This is a genomic window from Pseudomonas sp. QC2 (assembly GCF_002859085.1).
GTDB lineage: Bacteria > Pseudomonadota > Gammaproteobacteria > Pseudomonadales > Pseudomonadaceae > Aquipseudomonas > Aquipseudomonas petroselini.
Genome location: NZ_PKKS01000017.1, coordinates 222,906 through 240,939, shown reverse-complemented (window position 1 = coordinate 240,939; position 18,034 = coordinate 222,906). Strand labels below are relative to the sequence as shown.

15 protein-coding genes are annotated in these 18,034 nt (G+C 62.6%); 10 read left to right on the top strand and 5 right to left on the bottom strand.

What is annotated here, in order from left to right; all coding sequences use genetic code 11:
- Window positions 1-12: 12 nt before the first annotated feature.
- The 10 genes from accB (at window position 13) to QCBJ_RS15585 (ending at window position 12,686) form a co-directional block, all read left to right on the top strand.
- Complete coding sequence (gene accB / locus QCBJ_RS15635; RefSeq protein ID WP_102061153.1) at window positions 13-465, top strand: acetyl-CoA carboxylase biotin carboxyl carrier protein; 453 nt, start codon at window positions 13-15, stop codon at window positions 463-465.
- Window positions 466-482: 17 nt separating this feature from the next.
- On the top strand, window positions 483-1,844 hold the full coding sequence (gene accC / locus QCBJ_RS15630; protein WP_046033970.1) for an acetyl-CoA carboxylase biotin carboxylase subunit: 1,362 nt from the start codon (window positions 483-485) through the stop codon (window positions 1,842-1,844).
- 294 nt (window positions 1,845-2,138) lie between these two features.
- Entirely contained in the window at window positions 2,139-3,017 is an 879-nt protein-coding gene (prmA, locus tag QCBJ_RS15625) for a 50S ribosomal protein L11 methyltransferase (protein ID WP_010213491.1), read from the top strand.
- A gap of 30 nt (window positions 3,018-3,047) precedes the next feature.
- Window positions 3,048-4,280, top strand: coding sequence for a DUF3426 domain-containing protein (locus tag QCBJ_RS15620; protein ID WP_093542763.1), 1,233 nt, complete (start codon window positions 3,048-3,050; stop codon window positions 4,278-4,280).
- A gap of 185 nt (window positions 4,281-4,465) precedes the next feature.
- Window positions 4,466-5,479 (top strand): tRNA dihydrouridine synthase DusB, encoded by a 1,014-nt coding sequence (gene dusB, locus QCBJ_RS15615; protein ID WP_012721995.1) that lies wholly within the window; start codon window positions 4,466-4,468, stop codon window positions 5,477-5,479.
- Window positions 5,476-5,796 carry a DNA-binding transcriptional regulator Fis gene (gene fis / locus QCBJ_RS15610; RefSeq protein ID WP_002555375.1) on the top strand — a complete coding sequence of 107 codons (321 nt, stop codon included), beginning with the start codon at window positions 5,476-5,478 and terminating at the stop codon, window positions 5,794-5,796. The genes dusB and fis overlap by 4 nt, the downstream gene beginning before the upstream one ends.
- Window positions 5,797-5,877: 81 nt before the next feature.
- Window positions 5,878-7,485: a bifunctional phosphoribosylaminoimidazolecarboxamide formyltransferase/IMP cyclohydrolase gene (gene purH / locus QCBJ_RS15605; protein ID WP_012721993.1), complete on the top strand. Its 1,608-nt coding sequence runs from the start codon at window positions 5,878-5,880 to the stop codon at window positions 7,483-7,485.
- Between the two features lie 168 nt (window positions 7,486-7,653).
- Window positions 7,654-8,946: a phosphoribosylamine--glycine ligase gene (gene purD / locus QCBJ_RS15600; RefSeq protein WP_012721992.1), complete on the top strand. Its 1,293-nt coding sequence runs from the start codon at window positions 7,654-7,656 to the stop codon at window positions 8,944-8,946.
- 114 nt (window positions 8,947-9,060) lie between these two features.
- On the top strand, window positions 9,061-11,832 hold the full coding sequence (locus QCBJ_RS15595; protein WP_102061152.1) for a hybrid sensor histidine kinase/response regulator: 2,772 nt from the start codon (window positions 9,061-9,063) through the stop codon (window positions 11,830-11,832).
- 257 nt (window positions 11,833-12,089) lie between these two features.
- Window positions 12,090-12,686: a MarC family protein gene (locus QCBJ_RS15585; RefSeq protein WP_003171467.1), complete on the top strand. Its 597-nt coding sequence runs from the start codon at window positions 12,090-12,092 to the stop codon at window positions 12,684-12,686.
- Here the strand turns inward: QCBJ_RS15585 and QCBJ_RS15580 are convergent.
- From QCBJ_RS15580 to cobG, 5 genes are all read right to left on the bottom strand, one after another.
- Entirely contained in the window at window positions 12,683-13,462 is a 780-nt protein-coding gene (locus QCBJ_RS15580; protein WP_093542765.1) for a hypothetical protein, read from the bottom strand. The genes QCBJ_RS15585 and QCBJ_RS15580 overlap by 4 nt on opposite strands.
- A 236-nt stretch (window positions 13,463-13,698) precedes the next feature.
- Window positions 13,699-15,336 carry a precorrin-3B C(17)-methyltransferase gene (gene cobJ / locus QCBJ_RS15575; RefSeq protein WP_102061151.1) on the bottom strand — a complete coding sequence of 546 codons (1,638 nt, stop codon included), beginning with the start codon at window positions 15,334-15,336 and terminating at the stop codon, window positions 13,699-13,701.
- Complete coding sequence (locus tag QCBJ_RS15570) at window positions 15,336-16,067, bottom strand: precorrin-2 C(20)-methyltransferase (RefSeq protein WP_046033963.1); 732 nt, start codon at window positions 16,065-16,067, stop codon at window positions 15,336-15,338. Before QCBJ_RS15570 ends, cobJ begins: the two co-directional genes overlap by 1 nt.
- Window positions 16,067-16,693 (bottom strand): precorrin-8X methylmutase, encoded by a 627-nt coding sequence (locus tag QCBJ_RS15565; RefSeq protein ID WP_012721987.1) that lies wholly within the window; start codon window positions 16,691-16,693, stop codon window positions 16,067-16,069. The genes QCBJ_RS15570 and QCBJ_RS15565 overlap by 1 nt, the downstream gene beginning before the upstream one ends.
- Entirely contained in the window at window positions 16,686-18,032 is a 1,347-nt protein-coding gene (gene cobG, locus QCBJ_RS15560) for a precorrin-3B synthase (RefSeq protein WP_102061150.1), read from the bottom strand. Before cobG ends, QCBJ_RS15565 begins: the two co-directional genes overlap by 8 nt.
- Window positions 18,033-18,034 lie beyond the last annotated feature (2 nt).

Here is an 18,034-nt window from a genome sequence, read left to right as displayed (position 1 = left end):
AGTTGATGATTCATGGATATCCGTAAAGTTAAGAAACTGATCGAACTGCTGGAAGAATCCGGTATCGACGAGCTGGAAATCAAGGAAGGCGAAGAGTCCGTACGGATCAGCCGTCACAGCAAGACCCCGGCCCAGCAGTTCTACGCGCCACAGATGCAAGCACCGGCGCCAGCCGCTGCTGCACCGGCCGCCGCACCTGCTGCCGCCGCACCTGCCGCCCCTGCGCTGAACGGCTTCGTGGTCAAGTCGCCAATGGTCGGTACGTTCTACCGCACCCCGGCACCGACCTCGCCAGCCTTCGTTGAAGTCGGCAAGACCGTGAAAGTGGGCGACACCATCTGCATCGTAGAAGCGATGAAAATGATGAACCACATCACGGCTGAAAAAGCCGGCGTCATCGAATCCATCCTGGTAGAAAACGGTCAGCCGGTTGAGTACGACCAGCCGCTGTTCACCATCGTTTGAACCGCGGAGCGCCTTCGATGTTGAAACCTGCGAAGAAACTGCAAAAAGTCCTGATCGCCAACCGCGGCGAGATCGCGCTGCGTATCCTGCGCGCCTGTAAGGAAGAGGGCATCAAGACCGTCGCTGTTTACTCGACGGCCGATACCGAATTGATGCACGTGAAACTGGCGGACGAAAGCATCTGCATCGGCCCGCCCCTGGCCACGAACTCGTACCTGAAAGTCTCGAACATCATCGCGGCCGCGGAAGTGACCGGCGCTGATGGTATCCACCCAGGCTACGGCTTCCTCGCGGAAAACGCCGATTTCGCCGAACAGGTGGAAAAATCCGGGTTTGCCTTCATCGGCCCGAAAGCCGACACCATTCGCCTGATGGGCGACAAGGTCTCGGCCAAGGACGCCATGATCGCCGCCGGTGTACCCACCGTTCCTGGCTCCGACGGCCCACTGCCGGAAGACGAAGAAACCGCTCTGCGCATTGGTCGTGAAGTCGGCTACCCCGTGATCATCAAGGCCGCCGGTGGCGGTGGTGGTCGCGGCATGCGCGTGGTGCACAAGGAAGAAGACCTGATCGAAGCCGCCAAGCAGACCCGCTCCGAAGCGGGCGCCTGGTTCGGCAACCCGATGGTCTACCTGGAAAAATACCTGACCAACCCACGTCACGTGGAAGTCCAGGTACTGTCCGACGGCCAGGGCCACGCCATCCACCTGGGCGACCGCGATTGCTCGCTGCAACGTCGTCACCAGAAGGTACTGGAAGAAGCACCGGCACCGGGCCTGGATGAAAAGGCTCGCCAGGAAGTGCTGGCACGCTGCGTCAAGGCGTGCATCGACATCAACTACCGTGGCGCCGGTACTTTCGAGTTCCTCTACGAGAACGGTCGTTTCTACTTCATCGAGATGAACACTCGTGTGCAGGTAGAGCACCCGGTATCGGAGATGGTCACCGGTATCGACATCGTCAAGGAGATGCTGAGCATCGCCGCCGGCAACGTACTGTCCTTCACCCAGGACGACGTGAAGATGCACGGCCACTCCCTGGAGTGCCGCATCAACGCCGAAGACCCGAAAACCTTTATCCCGAGTCCAGGCCTGGTCAAGCATTTCCATGCACCGGGCGGCAACGGCGTTCGCGTCGATTCGCACCTGTACAGCGGCTACAAGGTTCCGTCCAACTACGACTCGCTGATCGGCAAGCTGATCACCTGGGGCGCCACTCGCGACGAGGCCATGGCCCGTATGCGTAACGCCCTGGACGAAATCGTGGTAGACGGCATCAAGACCAACATCCCGCTGCACCGGGACTTGGTTCGTGATGAAGGCTTCTGCGAAGGGGGAGTGAACATTCACTACCTGGAACATAAGCTGGCTAACCAGTAAGTGCTCCACTCAACAAAGCCGCCTTCGGGCGGCTTTGTTGTTTCTGCGGCACCGGCAATTACCTCTGTGGTGAGCGGGCTTGCCCCGCGCTGGGTGGCGAAGCCGCCCCAAAACCTGCCAACCCGTTTTAATTGGATAAATGCGGTGCCTGGATCAGGGAGGCTTCGCCACCCAACGCGGGGCAAGCCCGCTCACTACAAAAAGCCTCGCTCGCCACAGCATCATGCTCTCGCGTAAACTTGCGCGCTTTCGCGACCCAGCAGTCGCACACTCATTTTTTCAAAGGTGCCCGCCATGCCTTGGCTGCAAGTCCGTCTCGCCATCAGCCCAGAACAAGCCGAAACCTACGAAGACGCTTTCCTTGAAGTCGGCGCTGTCTCGGTCACGTTCATGGACGCCGAAGACCAACCGATCTTCGAACCCGAACTCAACACCACCCCGCTCTGGTCGCACACCCATTTGCTGGCCCTGTTCGAAGACGGCACCGATGCCGCCGCCGTACTGGCCCATATGGAATTGCTCACCGGCGGCCCGCTGCCGGAGCATCACAGCGAAGTCATCGAAGACCAGGACTGGGAACGCAGCTGGATGGACAACTTCCAGCCGATGCGTTTCGGCCAGCGCCTGTGGATCGTGCCGAGCTGGCATGCCGCGCCTGAGCCGGACGCGGTCAACCTGCTGCTGGACCCGGGCCTGGCGTTCGGCACCGGCACCCACCCAACCACCGCGCTGTGCCTGGAATGGCTGGACGGCCAGGACCTGACCGACAGCCACGTGCTCGACTTCGGTTGCGGCTCGGGGATCCTGGCGATTGCCGCCTTGTTGCTGGGCGCCAAGGAAGCCGTGGGCACCGATATCGACGTGCAGGCGCTGGAAGCCTCGCGCGATAACGCCGGTCGCAACAACATCCCTGAAGGCAAATTCCCACTCTACCTGCCGGAGCAATTGCCCCAGGTGCAGGCCGACGTACTGGTCGCCAACATCCTCGCAGGACCGCTGGTGTCCTTGGCGCCGCAGTTGTCGAGCCTGGTCAAGCCGGGCGGCCGCCTGGCGCTGTCGGGCATCCTTGCCGAGCAAGGCGAAGACGTCGCTGCCGCCTACGCGAAGGATTTCGAGCTGGATCCGATCGCCAACCGCGATGGCTGGGTACGCATCAGCGGTCGTCGGCGCTAGAATGAGCGCTTGCCTGAATCGGATGGCCGCATGACCGACAGTTTCGTCACCCAGTGCCCGCATTGCCAATCGCGCTTTCGCGTCAACCACGCTCAATTGAGCGTGGCCCGTGGCGTGGTTCGCTGCGGCTCGTGCCTGCAAGTGTTCAATGCGGCTCGCCAGTTGCTGGAGCAGCGTGCTGCCGGGACACCGGCGCCTGAGCTGCCGGCCGCGGCTGAGCCAGAGCTGCCACGGGCTATCAGCCAAAAGCAGTGGACCGCCGAAGAGCTGGACCTGGACAACCTGGACCTGGACGAAGAACTGGCCAAGCTGGAACGTCGCGAGATTCAGCACACCCAGCCTGCCGGCGCAGAACGTCGCCAAGCGGGTACTGATCGTCGGCAAAAAGATGAGCCTCTCAGCGCCAGCCGCAACACCGTCAAGGCCGAAGAAGAAAAATGGGCTGCCAGCCTGTTCAGCGAACCGCCTGAAGAGCGCGTGCAAGCCACGCACATCGAACCCGAACCGACGAACGCACCTGCGACCAAGCAGCGCACCGAGCCGTCCATGTCGTTTCACACCGACGACCTCGACGATGAGCCACCCCTACGCTCCACGCCAGACGATGACGACGTCGATCCACCGTTCACGCCATTGACCCAATCGGCCGATGACGTTGAACCCGAAGAACGCCCCAAACCCTCTCGCAAGCGCCCGCGCGCCGAAACGAGTGTGCACGACGACCAACTGTTGGATCTCGAAGACGATCCGCTGCACCTCTACGCGCAAAAGCGTCCGGCCAGCCTGGGCCGTCGCCTGATCTGGCTGTTGCTGGTGCTGATCGCCGCCGGCGGCCTCGCAGCCCAGTACATCGCCTACCAATTCGACGACCTGGCCCGCCAGGACGCCTACCGTCCGTGGTTTCAGCAACTGTGCCCCACACTGGGCTGTACGGTGCCGTCGCGGGTCGATATCGCCCATATCAAGAGCAGTAACCTGGTGGTACGCAGCCATCCGGACTTCGCCGGGGCGCTGGTGGTGGACGCCATCATCTATAACCGTGCGACATTCTCCCAGCCCTTCCCGCTGCTGGAGCTGCGCTTTGCCGACCTGAATGGCAGCCTGATTGCCAGTCGTCGCTTCAAACCCGCCGAATACCTCAGCGGCGAGTTGGCCGGTGTGAGCGAAATGCCATCGCAAACGCCGATCCATATCTCCCTGGATATCCTCGATCCGGGCAATAAAGCCGTGAATTACAGCCTGAGCTTTCACTCGCCCGAGTGAATCGGTTCACGCACCGAGGTTTGACGGCGAGTTATTGACTAAGCCCCGCGCGACCAAACCGGTAGCGATAAAGAAATAACTGTTCAGATTTTATCCAATTCAGCCTTTATCCAGTCATCGAGAGCGGGTATCATGCCAACCCTTTTTCGAACTCTAATGATCCGGCCCCACAACAGGGAAGTCCTATGTCGGCGGTACGCATCGGCCCATACACATTGCAGAACGGCTTGATTCTCGCCCCGATGGCGGGCGTCACTGACCAGCCCTTTCGTCAGCTGTGCAAGCGGTTGGGCGCGGGTCTAGTAGTCTCGGAAATGGTCACCAGCGACATGAGCTTGTGGAACACCCGCAAATCGCGGATGCGCATGATCCACGAAGGCGATCCCGAGCCCCGCTCGGTCCAGATCGCCGGTGGAGATGCACAGATGCTGGCGGATGCGGCCCGGGCCAACGTGGAGTTGGGGGCGCAGATCATCGACATCAACATGGGCTGCCCGGCCAAGAAGGTCTGCAACAAGGCCGCCGGTTCCGCGCTGTTGAAAGATGAGCAATTGGTTGCCGAGATCCTGCAGGCCGTTGTCGCCGCAGTCGATGTGCCGGTCACCCTGAAGATTCGCACCGGCTGGGACCGGGACAACAAGAACGGCCTGACGGTGGCGAAGATCGCCGAACAGGCAGGCATTACAGCGCTGGCGGTGCATGGCCGCACCCGCGCCGACCTTTACACCGGTGAAGCCGAGTACGACACCATCGCTGCGATCAAGCAGGCGGTGTCGATACCGGTGTTTGCCAATGGCGACATCGACTCCGCCGAGAAAGCCCGGCGCGTGCTGCACGCCACCGGTGCCGATGGTTTGTTGATTGGCCGGGCCGCCCAGGGGCGACCGTGGATTTTTCGTGAGATCGAGCATTTTCTGCGTACTGGCGACGTATTGCCGGCACCGGAGCTGATCGAGGTGGAACGTATTCTGCTAGAGCATTTGGCCGCCCTGCACGCTTTCTATGGAGACGTGATGGGAGTACGCATTGCCCGCAAGCATGTCGGCTGGTATCTCGCAACCTTGCCGGGCGCCAGGGAGTTTCGCGCCCACTTCAATCGTTTGGATGATACGGAAGCACAGTGCGCCAACGTTCGTGAGTTCTTCAGCGAGCGTTACAAGAGCCTGGGGACAGGGGACGGAGAGGGGGTGGCCGCATGACGATGATGACCGAGACTTTAGTGAGTGGAACAACACCCGTGAGCGACAACGTCAATTTGAAACAGCACCTCAACACGCCGAGCGAAGAAGGTCAGACCCTTCGCGGGAGTGTCGAGAAGGCGCTGCACAATTATTTCGCCCACCTTGAGGGCGCTTCCGTCACGGACGTGTACAACCTGGTGCTCTCCGAAGTCGAGGCGCCCTTGCTCGAAAGCGTGATGAACTACGTCAAGGGCAACCAGACCAAAGCCAGTGAGCTGCTGGGCCTCAACCGTGGCACCTTGCGCAAAAAGCTCAAACAATACGATTTGCTGTAAGCATTCAATCAAACCAGAAAGGCGCCCGCGTAAAACCGGTCGCCTTTTTTGCTGACTCCTTTGCTTTTGATGGAAATTGAAATGACCGACCAGACTACCCGCCTGCCGATCCGCCGCGCCTTGATCAGTGTTTCCGACAAGACCGGGATCCTCGAATTTGCCCGCGAGCTGGAAGCTCTGGGTGTGGAAATCCTCTCCACGGGCGGGACCTTCAAGCTGCTGCAGGACAACGGCGTGGCCGCAGTGGAAGTGGCGGACTACACCGGTTTCGCAGAAATGATGGACGGTCGGGTCAAGACCCTGCACCCGAAAATCCACGGCGGCATCCTCGGCCGTCGCGGGATCGACGATGCCATCATGACCGAACACGGCATCAAGCCGATCGACCTGGTGGCCGTCAACCTCTACCCGTTCGAAGCCACCATCAACAAGCCAGGCTGCGACCTGCCGACTGCCATCGAAAACATCGATATCGGCGGCCCGACCATGGTTCGCTCGGCCGCCAAGAACCATAAAGACGTGGCCATCGTGGTCAACGCCAGCGACTACGCCCAGGTGCTCGAAAGCCTGAAGGCCGGTGGCCTGACCTACGCCCAGCGTTTTGACCTGATGCTCAAGGCGTTCGAACACACCGCCGCCTACGACGGCATGATCGCCAACTACATGGGCACCGTGAACCAAGCCGCTGAAACCCTCAGCACCGAAGGCCGCAGCCAGTTCCCGCGCACCTTCAACAGCCAGTTCATCAAGGCCCAGGAAATGCGCTACGGCGAGAACCCGCATCAGAGCGCGGCGTTCTATGTGGAAGCCAAGCCTGCTGAAGTCGGCATCGCCACCGCGACCCAACTGCAAGGCAAGGAGCTGTCCTACAACAACGTGGCCGACACCGACGCCGCGCTGGAATGTGTGAAGAGCTTCGTCAAGCCGGCCTGCGTGATCGTCAAGCACGCCAACCCGTGCGGCGTGGCCGTGAGCCCGGACGCGGAAGGCGGCATTCGCCAAGCGTACGAACTGGCCTACGCCACCGATACCGAATCGGCTTTCGGCGGCATCATCGCCTTCAACCGTGAACTGGACGCCGAGACCGCCAAGGCGATCGTCGAGCGTCAGTTCGTTGAAGTGATCATTGCCCCAAGCGTCAGCGAAGAAGCCCGCGCCATCGTGGCGGCCAAAGCCAACGTGCGCCTGCTGGCCTGCGGCGAGTGGTCGGCTGACCGCGCCGCTGCCTGGGACTACAAGCGCGTCAACGGCGGCTTGCTGGTACAAAGCCGTGACATCGGCATGATCGGCAGCGAAGACCTGAAAGTGGTCACAAAGCGCGCCCCGACCGAGCAAGAGATCAACGACCTGATCTTCGCCTGGAAAGTGGCCAAGTACGTGAAGTCCAATGCCATCGTCTACGCCAAGAACCGCCAGACCATCGGTGTCGGCGCTGGCCAGATGAGCCGCGTGAACTCGGCGCGTATCGCTGCGATCAAGGCCGAACACGCCGGTTTGCAGGTGGTGGGTTCGGTGATGGCTTCCGACGCATTCTTCCCGTTCCGTGATGGCTTGGACAATGCCGCGAAAGCTGGCGTGACCGCCGTGATCCAACCGGGCGGCTCGATGCGTGATGCTGAAGTGATTGCCGCCGCTGATGAAGCCGGCATCGCCATGGTCTTCACCGGCATGCGTCACTTCCGTCACTGATCCAAATGTGGAAGGCGCTTTTTGTAGTGAGCGGGCTTGTCCCGCGCTGGGCTGCACAGCAGCCCCACTGGATTTCCAGTGAAACCGGCGGGGGACGCCCCCCCTCACCACAACAACCCTCCCACATAAAGCGCTCCTGCAGCGCCTACAGAATTTGAGGTTTTTGAAATGAATGTTTTGATCATTGGCAGCGGTGGCCGTGAACACGCCCTAGCCTGGAAAGTTGCCCAGGACCCGCGCGTCCAGAAGGTTTTCGTCGCCCCCGGCAACGCCGGTACCGCCATTGAAGCCAAGTGCGAGAACGTCGCTATCGACGTGCTGGCCCTTGAGCAACTGGCAGATTTTGCTGAAAAGAACGTGTCCCTGACCATCGTCGGTCCGGAAGTGCCGCTGGTGGCTGGCGTCGTGGACCTGTTCCGCAGCCGCAACCTGGACTGCTTCGGCCCAACCGCCGGCGCGGCCCAGCTGGAAGGCTCCAAGGCGTTCACCAAGGATTTCCTGGCCCGCCACAAGATCCCGACGGCCGATTACCAGAACTTCACCGAGATCGAGCCGGCCCTGGCTTACCTGCGTGAAAAAGGTGCGCCGATCGTGATCAAGGCCGACGGCCTGGCCGCCGGTAAAGGCGTGATCGTCGCCATGACCCTGCAGGAAGCCGAAGACGCCGTGCGCGACATGCTCGCCGGCAACGCTTTTGGTGACGCCGGTTCGCGCGTCGTGATCGAAGAATTCCTCGACGGCGAAGAAGCCAGCTTCATCGTGATGGTCGACGGCAAGAACGTCTTGCCGATGGCCACCAGCCAGGACCACAAACGCGTCGGCGACGGCGACACCGGCCCGAACACCGGCGGCATGGGTGCCTACTCCCCGGCCCCGGTGGTCACCGCCGACGTGCACCAGCGCGTCATGGACCTGGTGATCTGGCCGACCGTGCGTGGCATGGCCGATGAAGGCAATGTCTACACCGGCTTCCTGTATGCCGGCCTGATGATCGACAAAGCCGGTAACCCGAAAGTCATCGAGTTCAACTGCCGCTTCGGCGATCCGGAAACCCAACCGGTGATGCTGCGTCTGCAATCGAGCCTGGTACTGCTGGTGGAAGCCGCCCTGGCCCAGGCCTTGGACAAGGTTGAAGCGCAGTGGGACCCGCGTCCGAGCGTTGGCATTGTGCTGGCGGCCGGTGGTTACCCTGCCGACTACGCCAAGGGCGATGTGATTGAAGGCCTCGATGCGGCGGCGACCCTGGAAGGCAAAGTGTTCCACGCGGGCACCGCGCTCAAGGACGGTAAGGTCGTGACCGCCGGTGGCCGCGTGTTGTGCGCCACCGCCATGGGCGCCAGTGTCGACGCCGCGCAGCAACAGGCGTACACGTTGGCCGCGAAGATCGATTGGAACGGCTGCTTCTACCGCAAGGACATCGGCTACCGCGCCATCGCCCGTGAACGGGGCGAGAACAGCTAAGCAGCCGCCGTCAGTAGCTATCCGTTCGGCTAGGCAAGGGCCTCTGGCCCTTGCCGTATGCAGGCCTACCCGCGCATAGTTAACCCGTGCATCAACCTACGAAGGGATTTCGCCGTGCGCTGGCTCAGGATCGCCATAGGTTTTACTGTCAGCCTGCTGACACTGCTCTGCTTGTTCCCGGCCCAGGCCGCCGCGCAAGGCAGTGGCTGGGCAGTATTGCTTGATGAACAGGCCGACCTGCAACTGAGCGACATCCGGTCCTCGCGCTACACCAATCAATTCAGCCCCATCGAACTGGACCGCATCACCGCTGCGGAACCGGACGGTGCGTTGTGGGTACGTTTCAAGCTGCAACCCGGCAAGCACGAGCAAGTGCTGCGGGTATTCGCCCCGGACCTGTCGCACCTGAGCCTGTATGTGCTGGACGGCGACACCCTGGTGGAACAACAGAGCACCGGCACGCGCCAGCCCCAGGCAGAACGGCCGCTGCCCAGCAGCGACTTCATGCTGCCGATGCCCCAGAGCCAGAGGCCCCTTGAGGTCTACCTGCGCCTGGTCTCCGAACACGAGCTGCGCCCTTACATCACCCTGGAACCGGCCGTGCTCGCCGCCGCCGACCAGACCCAGACGCTGATCTACGGCCTGCTGTTCGGCTGCTTGCTGATGCTGATCCTGCACAACCTCACGCGCTTCGCCTACCACCGCTCGCGCAGCAGCCTGTGGCTGGCGGCTTGCGAAGTGCTGTTGATGCTCAGCCTGGCACTGCTGCTCAATCTGATAGGTCCATGGCTGCCGAACTGGCATGCGGTCCAGACACCCGGCGCTTACCTGGCGCTGCTGCTGACCGCGCCGTGCGGGCTGATGTTCGCCTACCGCTTCTTCATGCCCCTGGGCCCGCACCCGCTGAACAAACTGTTGATGGGCGACATCCTGTTCATTGTGCTGTGCGGCCTGCTGCTGTTGTTCGTCAACACCCTGCCGCTGAACATCATCACCTACGCCCTGGTGGCCCTGGCCGGCTTGAGCATGCTGTTTGTCTCGGCCTATCACTGGCAGAAAGGCTACCGCCCGGCACGCCTGTTCGTGGCCGCGATGGTGGTGTTCAACATCGGTACGCTGATCATCCTGCCGGCGCTGCTGGGCCTGACGATGGTCTCGCCACAGGGTCTGATCGTCACGTTGCTGGCCTTTATCTGCCTCAGCGGCCTGTTGATGAGCCTGGCTTTGGGCGAACGCCAGCGTGCGATTGTCGAGGCGCGCTTCAGCCTCAGCCGCGACCTGGCGGCGAGCAACGCCGAGATCGCCGCCAAGGCCGAGTTCCTGGCCAAGATCAGCCACGAGATACGCACCCCCATGAACGGTGTGCTCGGCATGACCGAACTGCTTCTGGGCACGCCGCTGTCGGTGAAACAACGCGACTATGTGCAGACCATCCATAGCGCCGGTAACGAACTGCTCACGCTGATCAACGAAATCCTCGACATCTCCAAGCTGGAGTCCGGCCAGATCGAACTGGATGACGTGCAGTTCGACCTCAATGCGCTGATCGAAGACTGCCTGAGCATCTTCCGCGCCAAGGCCGAGCAGCAGAACGTCGAGCTGATCAGCTTTATCCAGCCTCAGGTGCCCCGTGTGATCAGCGGCGACCCGACCCGCTTGCGCCAGGCCATGTTGAGCCTGCTGGAAAACGCCCTGCAGAAGACCGACGAAGGCGAAGTGCTGATCGTCGTCGCGCTGGATGACCGCAGCACCAAGCCACGCCTGCGCATTGCCGTGCAGGACAGCGGCCTGCCGATGGAAGCGGCCGAGCGCGACGCCTTGCTGCACAGCGAACTGCACAGCAAGAATTTCTTCTCGGCCACCCGCCTGAACGGTCACCTGGGCCTGGTCATCGCCCGCCAATTGATCCTGTTGATGAACGGCGAATTCGGTATCAAGAGCGGCAGCCATCAGGGCAGCACCCTGTGGCTGACCCTGCCGCTGGACCCGGAACGCCTGGAGCACCCGACCTCCGACCTCGACGGCCCACTCAAAGGCGCACGGGTGCTGGTGGTGGACGACAACGACACCTGCCGCAAAGTGCTGGTGCAGCAATGCTCGGCCTGGGGCCTGAACGTCAGCGCCGTGCCCTCGGGCAAGGAAGCCCTGGCGTTGCTGCGCACCAAGGCGCACCTGCGTGACTACTTCGACGTGGTGCTGCTGGACCAGAACATGCCCGGCATGACCGGCATGCAACTGGCGGCGAAGATCAAGGAAGACCCGAGCCTGAACCACGACATCCTGCTGATCATGCTCACTGGCATCAGCAACGCGCCGAGTAAGATCATCGCGCGCAATTGCGGGATCAAGCGCATCCTCGCCAAGCCGGTGGCCGGCTACACGCTCAAGACCACCCTGGCCGACGAACTGACCCAGCGCAGCAAAGGCACGCTGCAATCACGCCCGCCCCTCGCCGTACCGGCAGCCGTCACGGTGCCCGCCGACTTCCGCATCCTGGTGGCCGAAGACAACAGCATCTCCACCAAAGTGATCCGCGGCATGCTCGGCAAGCTCAACCTCAACCCGGACACCGCCAGCAATGGCGAGGAAGCGTTGGAGGCGATGAAAGCCCAGCGTTATGACCTGGTATTGATGGATTGTGAAATGCCGATCCTCGACGGTTTCTCGGCGACCCAGCAACTGCGTGCGTGGGAGGTGAGCCACCAACGCATTCGTACGCCGGTGGTGGCGTTGACGGCGCACATTCTGACGGAACATAAAGAGCGCGCCCGCCAGGCCGGGATGGATGGGCACATGGCCAAGCCGGTGGAGCTGTCGCAGTTGCGGGAACTGGTGGAGTTCTGGGTGGCACAGCGCCAACAAAGGCCAGAACACGCGCCCTCCTGACCTGACGTTCGTGACAACACCCCACCTATATTGTGGTGAGCGGGCTTGTTGTGGTGAGCGGGCTTGCCCCGCGCTGGGCTGCGAAGCAGCCCTAAAACCCAACGCCGCGGAGTGCCTGACACAACGCGGCGTTTTTATTGGGGCCGCTTCGCAGCCCAGCGCGGGGCAAGCCCGCTCACCACAAAAGCCAGCTCCCACATTTGATTTGTTTCGCCTGATAGACTGCCCACACTTTTTCCGCCCGCGAGCCGCCCTTCATGCTCCACGTGTTATTCAGCGTCTACCTGAAAATGCTGGTGCTCTACAGCCCGTTCTTCGTGCTGTCCTGCTTTATCAGCCTTACCCGTGGCTACTCCAGCAAAGAGCGGCGGCGCCTGGCCTGGAAAGTGGCGCTGGCCACCCTGGTATCGAGCGTGTTGCTCTACCTGTTCGGCCGGGTAATTTTCAGTGTGTTCGGCATCACCGTCGACGCCTTCCGCATCGGCGCCGGCAGTGTGCTGTTCATCTCCGCCCTGGGCATGGCCCAAGGCAAGTCGGCGGTGCAGACCGACAACGTGCAGCAGGACGTGACCATCGTGCCGCTGACCATCCCCCTCACCGTCGGCCCCGGCACCATCGGTGCACTGCTGGTGATGGGCGTGAGTCAACCGCACTGGGATGACAAACTCACCGCCATCCTCAGCATCGCCCTGGCCAGCCTCACGGTGGGCGTGGTGCTGTACCTGTCCAACCGCATCGAACGTATCCTCGGTGACCAGGGCTTGCAGATCGTCAGCCGGTTGATGGGCTTGTTCGTGTGCGCCCTCGCCGCGCAAATCATTTTCACCGGGGTACGCGGCTACCTGGTGCCCTAGATCCGGTACTTGGCGATCGCCAGTTGCACCTTGTCTCCCGCGCTCTCGCGCATCAGTTGGATGGTTTTTTCGTTGACCACCGAGGTGTTCAGCACCAGACAGGTCTGCCCGCTGAAGGCTTCGAACGAAGAGCTGTCCCACTCCAGGAACGGCAACCCCACCTGTTTGCTCACACCGTGGGTGCTGTAGGTCACCAGCACCATCATCAGTTCACCATCGGTTTCAGCACAAGACGCCAGGCCGAAATCACCGCCTTGGTGTACCGAACTGTTGCGTTTGAACAACTCGAAAGTCGCAGGCGTCTGCTTCAACGCCTCCAACGCATCGGCCGCCAGTTTCGGCAGCACGGTGAGCAGCGTTCCGGACAATGACGTAGCCGCCCACAGCGCGGCCATGATATTCAGCGCCGCCAATTGCACCGTCAGGCCCTTTCCCGAACGGGAGATCCGCTCGAAGCGGCTGCGTACCGGCAGCCAGCCCAGGCTGATCATCACCTTAATAAATTCTTCGTACCAGACCTCGGTACCGCGTTGGACTTTCAACACATCGCTTACGTAGCTGCTGGCCAGCAGGTAGCTTTTACGGATGTATTCCCGATTCAGGCCGGACAGCCCTTCGGCAAATGAAATGACGCTGTTGTTGACCACCGCCGCGTTGAAGTTGTCCTCGGTGTCCAGCGCTAGGTCCGCCTGCGTGCCTGACGCTCCCGGCAACTTGTAGGCGGCAATCAACTTGCGCCTTTTTGTACTGTTGATCCTTCTGTGATGTCGCTCCATTTTGATTCTCCACAAGCACCCCAACTCGAGGCTTATGTCCACCCTAGTCCACTGCTCGACGGGTTTCCCAGGCGATAAAACCCCCTTGGTGTGGCCCGTCAAACCCTGGCACCCAGCAATCACGCAGGGTGCCTGGCGAGCTTCCGGATTTCGTCGCCATAAAAAGAAAAAGCGCCGAACAACATCAGGAAAATCCCTGCGTCATTCGGCGCTTTCAGGCAGCCCAGCGGCGGTTTTCAGGACGCGGGTTTCTCGCCGTACCACCGCGGGGTGTACACCCACTCACCGCCACCGGCACGGGGGAAAGTGCAGGTGGTGGACGAGCCGATCAGCACCATGGTGCGCATGTCCACCTGTTCCGGCGTCAGCTGCCCAAGCGTGGTCACTCGCAGGGTCTGCCCCGGGCGACCGATATCGCGGCCCAGCACCACCGGCGTTTGCGGCGTGCGATGCAGGGCGACGATTTCCAGCGCGCGCCCCAGTTGCCATGGCCGCGAACGCGAGATCGGGTTGTAGAACGCCAAGGCCAGGTCAGCCTGGGACGCCAGGTCCAGGCGCTTTTCGATGATTGACCAAGGCTTGAGGTTGTCCGACAGCGACATCACGCAGAAGTCATGGCCCAACGGCGCGCCCGCCTGGGCGGCGGTGGCCAGGGAGGCCGAGACACCGGGCAGGATTTGCAGGTCGACCTGATGCCACGCCGGGTCGCTGGACGCGTGCAAGGCCTCGATCACCGCAGCGGCCATGGCGAACACGCCAGGGTCGCCGGACGACACCACCACCACCGAGCGACCTTGGGCCGCCAACTCGAAGGCGTGACGCGCGCGCTGCATTTCTTCGCGGTTGTCGGTGCAGTGCTGCACCTGATCATCGCGGAACGGACCGGCCATGCGCACGTAGGTTTCGTAGCCAAGCACGTCGGTGCAGCGTGCCAGTTCAGCCTTCACGGCGGGCACCATCAACTCGGCGGCACCAGGGCCCAGGCCGATCACGGCGAGGCGACCACGCAGACGTCCGACGCGCGACAGGTCCAACGGCTGCTCAGCGACATCAATAACGATATCGGCCTCTTGGCTGGCGCTGACAAACCGCAACGGCACACCCAGTTCCAACGCTGCCTCATGCAACGACGCTTCGGCCATCTGCGTATCGCTGGCCAGCAGGCACGCCAGGGATTGCACAGCGATGCCGGCCTCATGCAATGCCGTGCGCACACGCTGTGCCAGTTGCGCGCCGGGCTGGCAGGTCACGCTGACGTTCTTCGGATAGATCAGTAATTCATTGGCGGCGGGTACACGCTCGGCACTGCCCACGTGAATCGCCAGGCGTGCCTGCTGATCCTGGGGCAGGTTGGCCTGGTCCAGCCAGGGCGCCGCGCCTTCGATGCGCACGCTTTCGCCGGCCAGCAGGTCCGAGACGAAGCGCTTGCCCAGCTCCAGATCGGCCAGCTCATACCCCTTGGGCGGGTTGAGCAGGCAGGTGCCAAACCGCAGCTCGCCACTGGTGGTAATCGCAGCGGCCACGTCCAGCGCAGCGGCAATGTCCCGCGCCATGACGTTCACACCACCGAGGCCACCGAGCAGCGGCACCACGGCGCTGCCGTCTTCGGCCACGGCCAGCACGGCAGGCTCTTCGCCCTTTTCCAGCAGCAGCGGCGCGAGGGTGCGAATCACGATACCTGCAGCGCACAGCGCAATCAGCGGCGTGCCGTGTTGATAGAGCTGGCGCAGGGTGGCACCGAACTCGCTGTAAGTCTGGTCCGCACCTTCAACGCGCCCGGCCAGGCCGTGGATCAGGGCGCCGGGGTACACCTGCTGGATCTTGCGCGCGGTAGCCAGGCTGCCCTGGCCGAGGATAACAATCGCCGGGCTCATCAACCTTGCCACCGTTCACCGGGCACGATGATCAGCGAGAAGTACGGTGAAGACATCGGCTCCACCTGATCGAGCGGCACGATCTTCTGGTTGGCCATGGTGGCGCGTTCCACATACAACGCGCGCTCGGCCAGGCCAAGTTCTTCCAGCACCTGGCGCACCTTCGGGAAGTTGCGCCCCAGCTTCATGATCACCGCCGCATCGGCGTCCGCCAGGCGGCGCTTCAGGTCCTCATGGGGCAGCACGCCCGAGAGCACCGACAGGCTCTGGTTGCGATACACCAACGGCGCGCCCAGTACCGAGGCGCCGCCGAGCATGGAGCACACGCCAGGGATGACCTGGGCGTCGTAGCGTTCGGCGAGTCGGTCATGCAGGTACATGTAGGAGCCGTAGAAGAACGGGTCGCCTTCGCAGATCACCGCCACATCGCGGCCGGCGTCCAGATGCGCGGCAACGTCGACGCTGGCGGCGTCGTAGAAGTCGCTGATCACTTGCTCGTAGGACATCGGCGCCGGCAATACCTCGGTGGTCACCGGGTACACCAGCGGCATCAGCGTCTGTTGCGGCACCAGGTGGTCTTCGATGATGCCGAAGGCATTACCCTTTTTGCCCTTGGCCACGAAGTACGCCACCACCGGCGATTCGCGCAGCAGGCGCAGGGCCTTGAGGGTGATCAGTTCCGGGTCACCGGGGCCTACGCCCAGGCCGATCAAACGTCCGCGTGCCTGCATTATTCGACCTCCGTGGCCAGGGCATTCACGGCGGCGGCGGCCATGGCACTGCCGCCCAGGCGGCCCTGCATGATCACGAACGGCACGCCACGGCTGTCGGCGGCCAGCATCGCCTTGGATTCGGCGGCCCCCACAAAGCCGACCGGGAAGCCGAGGATCAACGCCGGTTTCGGTGCGCCGGCATCGAGCATTTCCAGCAGGTAGAACAAGGCGGTCGGGGCGTTGCCGATCACCACCACGCTGCCTTCCAGGTGCGGGCGCCACAGTTCCAGCGCAGCAGCGGAACGGGTGTTGCCCAACTCGCGCGCCAAGTCAGGGACGCTGTCGTCACGCAAGGTGCAGATCACGGGGTTGTTAGCCGGCAAGCGCGCGCGGGTCACGCCTTCGGAGACCATCCGCGCATCACACAGAATCGGCGCGCCGGCAGCCAGCGCATCGCGCCCGGCCTTGCCCGCACCTTCGGAGAACTGCAGGCCGTCGATGGCCTCGACCATGCCGCAGGCGTGAATCACGCGCACCGCGAGTTTTTCCAGGTCGGCCGGGATACGGTCCAACTTGGCTTCCGCGCGAATGATGGCGAAGGAGTTGCGGTAGATCTCCTGACCGTCGCGGATGTAATCAATCATCGGTGTTGCTCCGTGGGCGAGCGCGCAGCAAGGCGCCCGTCGCTTCAATAGAAAGGGTGCGCGCGTGCAGCCGGCCAAACCCTGGGTGGGCTGCATCGCGGAAATAGAGGTCGTAGTGGCCGGGGCTCACTGCCAGCAAGGTCACCGGCGCAACGTGCGCAGCGGCGCAGGAACGTGGGCAGCCGGACACGTGCACGTCGACGCCTGGGTCGAGCGCGGCCAGTTGCTGGGCGTCCGCCTTGGTGTCGGCCAGGCCTTTGCCGCAGCCGCTGGAACCCGTGCAGGCGGTCATGCGCGCCAGCGGTTGGTCAGCTGAGCAGAGGAAGCCCAGTTGCGCCAGGCGCTCGGTCACGGCGTGAGGCTTTTCAACGTTGGGCAGCAGCACGCCCTGCCAAGGGGTGAAACGCAAGGTGCCGTCGCCGTACTCGCTGGCGAGTTGTGCGACGCCCGCAAGCATCGCCGAATCCAGGCGACCCAAGGGTGCGATGGCAGCGACATAGAACTGATTTTTTTGCGCCTGTGGATAAGTCCCAAGGTGCAGCAAAGCACCACTGGGCGGGCGATTGAAGCCGTCGACCGGCAGTAGCTTCAGGTGCAGACGGCTCAGCAGGTTATCCACAGGCAGATGACGCATGCGGGTTTGTTCCGGGGTGGCGAGGTCGAGAAACGCCTCCAGCACCGCCACCACCAGCGCATGGCCCTGCTCCAAGGGCACGGCCGCCAACGGTGCATCCAGCCCAGGGCAACCGGCCAGGCCGAACGCGAGGAGCGTCTCGCCATTGCGCACGAACGCCGAGAGCCACAGATCATGATGATGTTCGAGCATCGCCAGCGCTTCACCGCCATCCAGTTGCACGGCGAACTTGGCCGACAGCTGATGAAAACGCGGATGAGTTTGCAGGGTGGCGAGGATTTCATCGGCCAGCGGCCGGGTGTCGAACAGCATCTGCGGGTCGATACCGGCGCTGGGGCTGAGCATCAGGTTGCGTACGTCGTCACCGGCGGCGTTGCGGGGCCCGAGGTCGGCGGCCAGCAGCCTGGCGATCAAGGCGTCCTCTTCGGCGCCGATCCCGCGAATCTGCAGGTTGGCGCGGTTGGTCGCCTCGATCACCCCGCCGGCATAGGCCTGGGCCGCACCCGCCACCGCGCGGGCTTGCGCTGCGGTGATCGAACCACCGGCCAGTTTGATCCGGCAAATGCCGCCATCCAACGCCTGGACGATACGCAGCAACCCCGGACAAGCCGAGGGGCGCAAGGTATTCACAGCGGGCGTTGGGTTCACGGGGCTACCGGTTTGCAGGTAAAGGCGCGGTATTATGCCTGCTTTGTCCGGCGGCATGA

Bases quoted from the DNA above. Each gene is read 5' to 3' on its own strand.
- accB (WP_102061153.1), top strand. From the start codon at position 13: ATGGATATCCGTAAAGTTAAGAAACTGATCGAACTGCTGGAAGAATCC.
- accC (WP_046033970.1), top strand. From the start codon at position 483: ATGTTGAAACCTGCGAAGAAACTGCAAAAAGTCCTGATCGCCAACCGC.
- prmA (WP_010213491.1), top strand. From the start codon at position 2,139: ATGCCTTGGCTGCAAGTCCGTCTCGCCATCAGCCCAGAACAAGCCGAA.
- QCBJ_RS15620 (WP_093542763.1), top strand. From the start codon at position 3,048: ATGACCGACAGTTTCGTCACCCAGTGCCCGCATTGCCAATCGCGCTTT.
- dusB (WP_012721995.1), top strand. From the start codon at position 4,466: ATGTCGGCGGTACGCATCGGCCCATACACATTGCAGAACGGCTTGATT.
- fis (WP_002555375.1), top strand. From the start codon at position 5,476: ATGACGATGATGACCGAGACTTTAGTGAGTGGAACAACACCCGTGAGC.
- purH (WP_012721993.1), top strand. From the start codon at position 5,878: ATGACCGACCAGACTACCCGCCTGCCGATCCGCCGCGCCTTGATCAGT.
- purD (WP_012721992.1), top strand. From the start codon at position 7,654: ATGAATGTTTTGATCATTGGCAGCGGTGGCCGTGAACACGCCCTAGCC.
- QCBJ_RS15585 (WP_003171467.1), top strand. From the start codon at position 12,090: ATGCTCCACGTGTTATTCAGCGTCTACCTGAAAATGCTGGTGCTCTAC.
- QCBJ_RS15580 (WP_093542765.1), bottom strand. From the start codon at position 13,462: ATGGAGCGACATCACAGAAGGATCAACAGTACAAAAAGGCGCAAGTTG.
- cobJ (WP_102061151.1), bottom strand. From the start codon at position 15,336: ATGAGCCCGGCGATTGTTATCCTCGGCCAGGGCAGCCTGGCTACCGCG.
- QCBJ_RS15570 (WP_046033963.1), bottom strand. From the start codon at position 16,067: ATGCAGGCACGCGGACGTTTGATCGGCCTGGGCGTAGGCCCCGGTGAC.
- QCBJ_RS15565 (WP_012721987.1), bottom strand. From the start codon at position 16,693: ATGATTGATTACATCCGCGACGGTCAGGAGATCTACCGCAACTCCTTC.
- cobG (WP_102061150.1), bottom strand. From the start codon at position 18,032: ATGCCGCCGGACAAAGCAGGCATAATACCGCGCCTTTACCTGCAAACC.